This window comes from Campylobacter volucris, from assembly GCF_008245045.1.
GTDB classification, from domain to species: Bacteria; Campylobacterota; Campylobacteria; order Campylobacterales; family Campylobacteraceae; genus Campylobacter_D; species Campylobacter_D volucris.
The window spans coordinates 1,189,426-1,200,196 of sequence record NZ_CP043428.1 but is presented as its reverse complement, the minus strand read 5'-3'; the positions used below and the strand labels follow the sequence as shown (position 1 = coordinate 1,200,196).

General features: G+C 23.3%; 9 protein-coding genes and 1 pseudogene. 5 read left to right on the top strand and 5 right to left on the bottom strand.

The genetic code is table 11. The annotated features are described in order from the left end of the window. Positions 1-14: 14 nt before the first annotated feature. Positions 15-800 (bottom strand): 3'-5' exonuclease, encoded by a 786-nt coding sequence (locus CVOLT_RS06225; RefSeq protein WP_039665941.1) that lies wholly within the window; start codon positions 798-800, stop codon positions 15-17. 67 nt (positions 801-867) lie between these two features. Here CVOLT_RS06225 and waaC point away from each other — a divergent pair, with 67 nt between their 5' ends. From waaC to CVOLT_RS06205, 4 genes are read left to right on the top strand one after another with little or no spacing between them, the layout of a single operon-like run. Beyond that, on the top strand, positions 868-1,890 hold the full coding sequence (waaC, locus tag CVOLT_RS06220; protein ID WP_039665940.1) for a lipopolysaccharide heptosyltransferase I: 1,023 nt from the start codon (positions 868-870) through the stop codon (positions 1,888-1,890). Then, positions 1,887-2,747 carry a lipid A biosynthesis lauroyl acyltransferase gene (locus CVOLT_RS06215; RefSeq protein ID WP_039665939.1) on the top strand — a complete coding sequence of 287 codons (861 nt, stop codon included), beginning with the start codon at positions 1,887-1,889 and terminating at the stop codon, positions 2,745-2,747. Before waaC ends, CVOLT_RS06215 begins: the two co-directional genes overlap by 4 nt. An 8-nt stretch (positions 2,748-2,755) precedes the next feature. Continuing rightward, a complete protein-coding gene (locus CVOLT_RS06210) occupies positions 2,756-4,309 on the top strand; it encodes a glycosyltransferase family 2 protein (protein ID WP_039665938.1) in 1,554 nt (517 codons plus the stop codon). Then, the gene (locus tag CVOLT_RS06205) at positions 4,306-5,460 is read left to right on the top strand and encodes a glycosyltransferase family 2 protein (protein ID WP_039665937.1); all 1,155 of its coding nucleotides are present in this window, start codon (positions 4,306-4,308) and stop codon (positions 5,458-5,460) included. Before CVOLT_RS06210 ends, CVOLT_RS06205 begins: the two co-directional genes overlap by 4 nt. Here CVOLT_RS06205 and CVOLT_RS08175 read toward each other — a convergent pair. The 4 genes and pseudogenes from CVOLT_RS08175 to CVOLT_RS06190 all read right to left on the bottom strand — a co-directional run bounded on the left by CVOLT_RS08175 (position 5,457) and on the right by CVOLT_RS06190 (position 9,521). Next, the gene (locus tag CVOLT_RS08175) at positions 5,457-6,431 is read right to left on the bottom strand and encodes a capsular polysaccharide synthesis protein (protein ID WP_039666308.1); all 975 of its coding nucleotides are present in this window, start codon (positions 6,429-6,431) and stop codon (positions 5,457-5,459) included. The genes CVOLT_RS06205 and CVOLT_RS08175 overlap by 4 nt on opposite strands. 1,029 nt (positions 6,432-7,460) lie before the next feature. Next, positions 7,461-7,652: pseudogene (locus tag CVOLT_RS08170) on the bottom strand (glycosyltransferase family 2 protein); the annotation flags it as partial. 18 nt (positions 7,653-7,670) lie between these two features. Next, on the bottom strand, positions 7,671-8,597 hold the full coding sequence (locus CVOLT_RS06195; protein WP_039665936.1) for a glycosyltransferase family 2 protein: 927 nt from the start codon (positions 8,595-8,597) through the stop codon (positions 7,671-7,673). After that, positions 8,598-9,521 carry a glycosyltransferase family 2 protein gene (locus CVOLT_RS06190; RefSeq protein ID WP_039665935.1) on the bottom strand — a complete coding sequence of 308 codons (924 nt, stop codon included), beginning with the start codon at positions 9,519-9,521 and terminating at the stop codon, positions 8,598-8,600. A gap of 68 nt (positions 9,522-9,589) precedes the next feature. Between CVOLT_RS06190 and CVOLT_RS06185 the strand changes: the two genes are divergently transcribed. After that, positions 9,590-10,693, top strand: coding sequence for a hypothetical protein (locus tag CVOLT_RS06185; protein WP_039665934.1), 1,104 nt, complete (start codon positions 9,590-9,592; stop codon positions 10,691-10,693). The last annotated feature ends 78 nt before the right edge of the window (positions 10,694-10,771 follow it).

Genomic DNA, 10,771 nt, shown 5'->3' with positions numbered 1-10,771 from the left:
TATACATTTATTAATTAATTCAAAATTATCGCCTTTTCTTTTTCTATGGCCTGTAAAAATGGTATTTGATAGCTTTTTTGAGAATGTTTTTGCACTAATTCTTCTTTAAAATGCTCTAAAATGTTTATATAGTCTTCTTTAGTGATATTTGCTTTGATTAGTTCATATTTTAAAAAAAGCATGTAGGTATTTAAGGTATCGCTTTCGCAGTATTCGTGAATTTTATCTAGTTGATTGTTATAAAAAAGTTCTAAAACTTGATCCCCACTTACATCGTATTTGCCAGGTAAATTTGCCATAGAGCAAAGTATGTCTAGCTTTAACCCTTTTTGTCCAAAACTACCTAAAGATTCTAACAAATCACAGTGTTTGTTTTCTGCGTATTTGCTTTTGTAATTGTTCCATTTATCAGTGGTATCTAAATACGCACTTGCATTGACATTGTATTTTAAAGCTCTAATTACAAGTAAAGGCATATCATAGCTTTTGCCATTAAAGCTTATTAGGCGTGGTTGGTATTTTTCTATAAAATTAAAAAATTCTTCTAGCATTTGCTTTTCATTTTCACCTTTGATTTTATTAACTTTGATGAAATTTCCAAATTTATCTGCAATCACTGCACAAATACTAACTATTTGATGAAAAGGTAAAGGTAAAAATTCACTTCCACTTTCTTCTTTTTGCTGACTTAGAGCTTGTTTGCTGATACTTAAATCATCTCCATCAAATCTATAAATTTGTCTTATTAATTCTACATCAGGAATGCTCTCACAATCAAAAACACAAATATATTCTTGCATTATCAACCTTTTTTTAAATAATATTTGATAAAATCATAACAAAAATAAAGTAAGAATAAAACAATCAATGAAAATAGGTTTAGTAAAATTATCAGCATTAGGGGATATTATCCATGCTGCTATTGTATTACAATTTATAAAAAAACACATTCCAAAAGCTAAGATTGACTGGTTTGTCGATAAGCGATTTGCGGGGTTATTGCAAGATCATTCAATGATTAATGAAGTTTATGCTTTGCCTTTAAAAGAGAGAAAAATTAAAGAGTGTTTTTCTATACTTTTAGAAGCTAGACAAAATAAATACGATGTTGTAATTGATTTACAAGGATTGATTAAATCAGCCTTGGTAAGTAGAATTTTATGCTCTAACACTTTTGGTTTTGATCAAGATAGCATTAAAGAAAGTTTTGCTAGTAATTTTTATACACATAAATTCGCTTGCAATTATGAAGAAAATATTATCATTCGTAATCTTTCTTTGGTTGCATATGTTTTAAATGAGCATTTTGATAATGAAGATATTAGATTAAAACAAAGCTGCTTTGATATTAATGATGATTTGAAAGAAGAATTGGAACAAACTCTTTATTTGAAGGAAACTACTCCAAATATTTTAATCCATGTTGGATCTTCAATGCCTAATAAAATTTATCCTAAAGAGCGATTGACTCTATTGTGTAGAATGCTTTTAGAGCATTTTGCAAATGCTAGGATTTTATTAGGTTGGGGTAGTGTGAAAGAATTTAATTTCGCTAAAGAAATAGTTATAAATTTAAAGCATTTAAAAATAGATTTAGCTCCAAAATTAAGTCTAAGTGAGCTTTGTGCTTTGACTAAAAGCATGGATTTAATCATAGGGAATGATAGTGGTCCAACTCATCTTGCTTTTGCGTTAAATAAACCTTCAATTAGTATATTTGGGGCTACTCCAAGTCAAAGAAATACCTATGAAACTACGATAAATAAAACCATAAATGCGGGTAAAAAAATACTTTCATCAAAACATATAGATAAAAGTGATTTTTGCATACAAAATATCGATGAAAATGATATTTTTGCTTTAGCTTGTGAGCTTTTAGAAAAAAAATGAATTATATTTATTTAATCACCTTTTATATTTTGAAATTTTTAGTCAAAATTCTTCCTAAAAATGCACTTTATGCTTTTGCAAATTTCATAGCTTATATAAGCTATGAAATTAATAAAAAGCATAGAAAAATCATCGACATAAATTTACAAATTTGTTTTCCGAATAAAGATAAAATTTGGCGTGATCAAACTAGTCTTGATATCTATAAAAACTATGCTAAATTTGGTATAGATTTTATCAAAAATCAAAATGCAAGCAAAGAAGAAATCATCAATAAAATTCATTTTGATGATGAAGAAAAAATAACTACTATTTTAAAAAATAATATTCCTTTGATCGTAACCACGGCTCATTATGGAAACTGGGAACTTTTAGCGCTTTTTTTTGGAGCTAAGTTTGAAGGAATTTCTATAGTAGGTAGAGCTTTAGATAGTAAAATAATGGATAAAATTCTAAGCAAAAATCGCACTCAGTTTAATATAGAGCTTATAGAAAAAAAAGGTGGTATTAAAAAAATGCTAAAAGCCTTAAAAGAAGGAAGATCTTTAGGACTTTTAACTGATCAATACGCAAATGAAAATGAAAGTATAAAAATTACATATTTTAATCAAGAAGTAAATTTTATTTCAGGAGCTAGTGTGCTTGCTAAAAAAGTAAAAGGGGTGATTTTACCTTGTTTTATCTACCAAAAGGATGATAAATTTTTTATCAAAGCTTTTGATCCTATGGATGCAAATGAGCATTCTATAGAAGAGCTTACAAAATACCAAGCAAAAACTTGCGAAGAAATGATAAAATTCAAACCTGATGAATATTTTTTCTTTCATAAAAGATTTAAACAATTAAATGTATATTAAGGTATAAAATGGATATAAAAAAAATAAGCGTGGTAATAATAGTCAAAAATGCTCAAAATACAATATTAAAATGTTTAAATTCTATAAAAGATTTTGGTGAGATAATATTGCTTGATAATAAAAGCACGGATGATACTTTAAAAATTGCTAAAAAATTTCAAGAAAATCATATTAATTTAAAAATTTATGAAAGCGAATTTATAGGTTTTGGTCCTTTAAAAAATCTAGCTATTTCTTATACTAGTAATGATTGGATTTTTAACATAGATTCTGATGAAATTTTAGAAAAAGAAGCCTTAGAAGAGTTAAAAACTATAAAAATCAATCAAAATAACATTTTAAGCTTTCTTAGAAAAAATTTATATAGTAACACTTGGATTAAAGCTTGCGGGTGGTGGCCTGATAGAGTTTTTAGAATTTTTAATAAAAATCATACCTTATTTAATGAAAATTTGGTTCATGAAAGCTTGATAATAAAGAATGATACAAAAAAAATAAGACTAAATAATGCTATTTTACACTATGCATTTGAGGATATTTCTTCATTATTAGATAAACTTCAAAGATATTCTAGTCTTTGGGCTGAGCAGAATTTACAAAAAGAAAGTGGAATTTTTAAGGCTATTTTAAAAGGATTTTGGACTTTTTTTAGAAATTATTTTTTAAAAAAAGGAATTTTTTATGGCTATAAAGGTTTTATTATTAGTATTTGTAATGGACTTGGAGCATTTTTTAAATATATAAAATTATACGAATTAAAACTACAAAAGCCTAAAACTTGCTCTTTAATCATAACAACTTATAATCAAAAAGAAAGATTAGCCTTGGTTTTAGATAGTGTAAAAAATTTAGATCCTTTACCTGATGAAGTTTTAATAGCAGATGATGGAAGCAAAGAAGACACAGCAGCACTCATACAAAAATACCAAAAATACTTTCCTTGCAATTTAAAACACATTTGGCAAGAAGATGATGGTTTTCGTGCAGCTGCTAGTAGAAATAAAGCTATAAAAGCATCTAAAAGTGAATATATCATTTTAATAGATGGTGATATGATTTTAGATACAAATTTTATAAAAGATCATTTAAATTTTTCATCAAAAAAGACTATTTTGCAAGGCTCAAGAATAATTTTAAATGAAAAAGAAAGCGAAGAAATTTTAAATGAAATGAATTTTCATTTAGCATTTGACAAAAAAAGCTTAAAAAACAAAAGAAATATTTTTTTAGCAAGATTGATTTATAAATTTTCTACTATCAATAAAAAGTTTTTTAAAAAATCTTTTTTAATCAAGGGTAGTAAAACGTGCAATATGAGCTTTTATAAAAGCGATTTTGAAGCTATAAATGGTTTTAATGAAAATTTCATAGGATGGGGAAGAGAAGATAGCGAATTTGTAGCTAGGTTTTTGTTTAATAATGGAATTTTTAAAAGATTAAAATTCAATGCCTTGGCTTATCATATTTACCATGAAGAAAATTCTAAAAATATGCTAGAAATTAATCATCAAATTTATCTAAATACTATAAAAAATAAAAATATAAATTGGGAGATAAAATGAAACTAGTCGGTGTAGTAATCCCTATATACAATGTTCAAAAATATTTAAAAGAATGTTTAGATAGTGTAATAAATCAAACTTATAAAAATTTACAAATTATACTCGTAAATGATGGAAGCACTGATGAGAATTCACTTAATATTGCAAAAGAATATACTTTAAAAGATGAAAGAATAACTCTTTTTGATAAAGAAAATGGAGGTTTAAGTTCAGCTAGAAATACAGGAATTGAGTTTTTTTATAAAGAATATGATTTGTCTTTTATTGGTAAAGAAGATGATTTTGGGATTTTTGAAATTACAAATCATAATCTGCAAAAAGTTAAAAAAATTTATAAAAATCAAAATGCTATTAAAAATAATGCTTTAGAAATTCCAAATATAGACTATATAATATTTTTAGATAGTGATAATTTTTGGAAGTTAGATTGCATTGATGAGTGTGTAAAGAAAATGTCAAATGTAGATGTGCTTTGGTTTGATCATGATTGCATTTATGAGGATAATATAAAAGATAAACACCAAAAAACAAGAATGGAAATTTTTGATTTTAAAGAAGAATGCGCAATCACTCCAAAAGAATATGCCATGAAAGCTTTAAAAATAGGATCTAGGGATATTTCTTTTAGCTGGGGAGGTATGATAAATTTTAATTTTTTAAAATCTATCAAGCTTAAATTTATTAATAAAATCATCAATGAAGATATACATTTTGGAATGATTTTGTTTGCTAGAGCTGATAAAATTTATGTTTTGCCACAAAAATTATATTTATGTCGTTTAAGAGCAAATAGTATATCAAATCACGATAAAAAAATTACAAAAGAAAATGTGGTGTATTATTTTCAAGATATTTATATAGCTTTTGATGAAAATGCAAAAGAAACAAAAGAGTATCTTAAAGCCGCTAGTAGGATGATCACGGCCTTAGCTTTAATAGAATTTTTTAAAACACAAAATGATGAAAATGCACAAGCAATTAAAGAAGTATTTTTACCATTTTATGCCAAAAAAGCTTTGATGATTAAAAAATTTAAAAATGATCCTTTAAATTTAAAAGAAAAATTAGTCTTAATCAAGCCTTTTATACAAACAAAGCTTCCTTATGATATTTGGAAATTTTGGCAAAAAATTTCTAAAATATTTCGTTAGCTTTGTAATATAACTTTATCTATCATAGAATCTTTTTTTATGGTTCTAAAATGTGTTAGTTTATGTAAAAAGCTTTGATTTTGAATGCTTTTCCATAAATTTTCATCAAATTTTTCCTTTGCATAAAATTGCAATAAATGACATTCTATATCACTCATATCTTTATAAGTTTTATTGGTGTAGTTATAGTTTTTTAAAAGTTCGAAAATAATTTGAAAAGTAAAATAATAAAAATTACTTTTATCATGCTCATTTAGCCAATAATACATTAATATATCTTTCATTGCTTGCGTATTTTTACTATTTGGTTTTGAAATAAGAAAGCTATTTAAAATTTTAACTTTAAAATCTTCATTCCAATTAAAATATCCATAAGAAAAATACCCGCTTTTTACTAATTTATCTAATCTTTCTTTACTCGGTTTCATTTTTGATCTTTCAAAAGCAAAAAAATCCTCTTTACATAATTCTTGTGGAATTTTCTCGCTTAAAAAAATATTTGCATCACACCAAATTCCACCATATGTTGCAAGCAAACTAACCCTTAAAAGATCTGAAAAAAAGGTTATAGTTTTTTCTCCAAAAAAGTTATTTTTTAATTTTTCTTCTATAATTAGCGGAAAATCAAGATAATCTTTTATAGTGTCTTTATCTAGTATAATGATTGTGTATTCATCCCCCATATGTTTTTGTATAGACTTAAAACATTTTTGTATAGCTAAAGAAGTTTGATCTTTACCTTGGTACCAAAATTGCCAAATGATTTTATCATTTTTAAAATGGTATTTTTTTTCAAAAGAAAATTGCGGAATTTCTCCTTTTATAAAAGGATTTATATAATTTATTTGCAAATAACTTGAAACTTTTGGATGTTCCATTTTATATGCTATATGATTTCTTACTTTTCTTCTTAATGATTTAATGGGTATTAGTTGACTTATATTTTTTGTAAAGCTATTGTAAAAATATATTTTATTTGTTATTTTATTTGTCAAAAATAAATTAATCTTTTTAGGTTGTCTTAAAATAAATCTTATATCAGTATATATTTTGGTCAAAAATAAATTTTTATAGCCATTTAATTTCAGTAATTTTATGAAACCCAAATAATCTTTGGGATAATATTTTTCAATATAAAGATAATTATATCTATTGCAAGTTTTTTTCAAAAATTTTTTTTCTTTAGAATCGAGATTGTTTGTTTTAATATAAAAATTGTAAATATTTAAGGCAATAAGACAAAAACAATATGATCGAAAATATTCTCTTAAATATTCATAGCTACTAAAATACGGCTGTAAAATATTAAGATTTTTTGGTAGTTGTTTTGGAAATTTATTCTTATTAAAATTTGTTATAGAATTTTCTCTAATTCTATAAATCATTAGAGGTTTTTTTATATAAAATATACTACCAGCTAAGCAAAATAGTATCGTTCCAAAATCATGATCTTCATGATAAATTCCATGAGTGAAACGAAGATTGTATTGATTTAAAATATGAACTTTAAAAGAACCGTACCAAGCAAAAGCAAAATTATATAGATTGTTTTTTATAAGAATTTTAATAGCTTTATCTGCAAAAAATGTCTCGTTAAAACATGAAGTGTTATTAAAATGTTGTTTTGGAAATTTTTCAAAATTATGCGCACAAATATCTAAATCTTTCTCAATCATCTCTTTTACGCAAAGTTCTATACAATCTTGTAATAAATAATCATCACTATCTAAAAAATGTATAATAGTATTTGGTAGTTCTTGGATTATAAAATCATTTATATTTTCTAAGTTTGTTTTTATGTATCTTTTTTGGATTTGCACAAAATTTAATTTTATATCTTCTTTTTTTAATATCTTTGTATTTTTTTCAAAAGTATGAGTTGAAGTAAAAGAGATTATATCTTCTTCATTATTATCTTCAAAAAAAGCTCTAAGTTTAGCTCCTTTTATAAATTCTAATCCTGTATTTCTAGCTGAGCTTAAACCACCATTTCTTTTAGAAATTAAAAATATTCTTTCATCTTTATTTAAATATTCTAAAGCTATATTTAAACTCTCATCTGTACTTGCATCATCTACTAAAATAATATCTAAATTTTTATATGTTTGGTTGATTACGCTGTCTAAACATTCTCTTAAATATGGTGCTACATTATAAATTGGTATAATAATTGTAATTAAAGGATTGTTCATATATACTTTCTTTTTGTTTTATAAAAAATTCTTCTTAAGTAAAAAACATTTTATTTTAAAAAACAATTTTTTATTTTTATATAAAAACTTATATACAAACTTATATAAAATATAATTTGTTTTTCTATGAAATTCTATCTTTTTTCCAATATTTGATATATATAATCTATATAATATATATTTTGAAAAAATATAAGTAGTATTATCTAAAGCATGATGTTTTAAATAATCCAATATAAGTGAAATTATAATCTTTTCATCGTTAATATTCTGTTTTATTAGATATAAGTTTTTAGTTTGTGTTGCACTTGTATTGTTGCTCATATAATTATATATTGTTTTTGAACTAGTTTTTATATTTTTAGAATTTAAAACTATAAAATAATACATTAAGGCATCTTCGGCCATTCTTAATTTTATATAAGGATTTTTTATTGTATTTAAGACATTTATATAAATGTCTTTTTTTATTAATTTTGAACAAAGATTCCATAAATATGGTATATTTTCTATTATTACATATTTTATATATTCCTCATATTTTAAAAAAAGATCATCTAAAGTTTTTTCCTGCAATTTATTATCATATTTGAGATTAAACCATATAAAATCAAAACCGCTATTAAAATATTTTTCACATTCTTCACAAGCATTAAGTTCCAAATAATCATCAGGATCTAAAAACATTATATAAGGTGAGTTTGAATTTAACACACCTATATTTCTGCTTGCAAAAGTGCCTAAATTTTTATCATTGTGTATGATTTTAATTCTTTCATCTTTGCTAGCATATTCTTTAGCTATATCTATGCTTTTATCATTTCCAAAATCATCTACTATAATTATTTCTATATCTTTAAAACTTTGTTTTATACAACTATCTAATGCTCTAGCTATATATTTTTCTACATTATAAGTTGGAAGTATGATAGAAATTTGACTCATTTAAAATTTTCTCCAAAAATAGTATTTAAATTTTAAAATTTTTTTTAAAATACTATGATGTATTTTATATTGCTTAGTTGTTTTGAGATAATTAAAATAATATTGGTACATTTCTTTTTTTAGAATATAAATGAAATAATTATATAATTTTTTATTTATTTTGCTATCAAAAAAGATTGATTTATTTAAATTTTCTAGTTTTAAAATAATATCTTTATGTCCTTGAATAATATATAGCAATTGTTCGGAATTATTTCCATTGGCTAATGATGTATCTCTGATGAAATAGTTTATTAGAATATTATTTATTGTTTTGATTTTTGTAGTTTGCATTAAATAGAATAGATATACTAAAACATCTTCCGCAATATTTATTTTTTCATCATTATTAAGATCTAAATATTTGATTGTTTTTAAGTATATTTCTTTCTTTAAAACTTTACCCCAAATACTCCATTGTATATAAGGATATTTTAAAAACAAAAACGCGTAAAAGTTTTTTAATGAGTAAAAACATTTTGAATAATATACATCATCAAATTTCATATTTTTGTAAATTTTACGATAATTAAAACATATTAAATCTATGTCACTATTTTCATGTAGTATTTTTACACATTCTTCACAAGCATTAAGTTCTAGATAATCATCTGGATCTAAAAACATTATATAAGGAGAATTTGCCACTTTTACTCCTTCATATCTAGCTCTTAGTAATTTTAAATTTTCTTTATTATGTATGATTTTAATTCTTTCATCTTTGCTAGCATATTCTTTAGCTATATCTATACTTTTATCACTTCCACAATCATCTACTACTATAATTTCTATATTTTTAAAGGTTTGATTTATACAGCTATCTAATGCCCTAGCTATATATTTTTCTACATTATAAGTTGGAAGTATTATTGAAATTTGTGACATTATTTTGTCCTTATTTTTAGTATAATTATATTAACAATCTTTTAAAAATTAATAAATTAAGGAAAAAAGTGAATTTATATTTGCATATAGGTGTGATGAAGACAGGCACCTCTACTATACAAGATTTTTTCTTTGTAAATAGAGAGTTGTTGATAAATAAAAATTTTTTATATCCTATTTCTATTAAAAATGGAAGTATATTGAATGACCATAATGTATTCATTAATATTATGCAAAATAACAAAACAAAAGTAATTAAAAAATTTCAAAAAGAACTTTTTAAGCATAATATAGAGAATGTATTAATTTCTGCTGAGAATATACAATGGAAATTAAATAATATTAAATTAATAAAAGATATGAAAAATTTTTTATATGATTTGGGATTTTCAAAGGTTTATATATTAATATATTTAAGAAATCCTTTAGATTTATATCTTTCTATGTCATCGCAAGCTATAAAAGATGATCATTATAGTGATTTTTTATTTTTAGAACCATGGAATAATAAGAAAGCATTAGACTTGTGTAATTATAAAAAAACGCTTAAAAGATATGAAAAAATTTTTGGAAAAGAAAATTTAATTGTTAAAATTTTTGAAAAAGATAGTTTCGTTGATAATGATTTGTTAAAAGATTTTTTACATACGCTTAATATAAAATGGGATGATAAATTTAAAATTCCTCAAAATAGTAATAAATCATTGAATATTTTAGGAATGGAAATTGTAAAAACATTTAATCATTATAATATATGGAAAGATGATTGTTTAACTAGGTACGAGGATATACTGATGTTTGTAGATAAATATTTTGCAAAATCTGATAAAAAATCTTTAAAACTTTACCCTCCTAAAGAAATTTATAAATTATATTATAATTATTTTCTTAATTCCAATGAGTATGTGAGAAAACATTTTTTTCCAAATAAAAAATCATTATTTGTACAAAAATATAATGAAGATTATGTAGAAAATTACAATGTAAAATCATTAGATAAAGAAGATTTTGAAAATATTTTGCATTTTATGGTAGATATTCTTAGTTATAAAAATACTCAAATAAGTTATCAAAGAAAAAAAGAATTTAAGATTGCTAAAAGCATATATGATTTTAGAATGAGAATTAAAAATAAATTGAAAAAAATAAAATCAATTTTCACATTGTATTAACTATGAAAATTTTGATAGTTTATGTTGTTGTATCGAAATTTTTCATATAAATGCTATCATTACACAAAAAATTAAAGA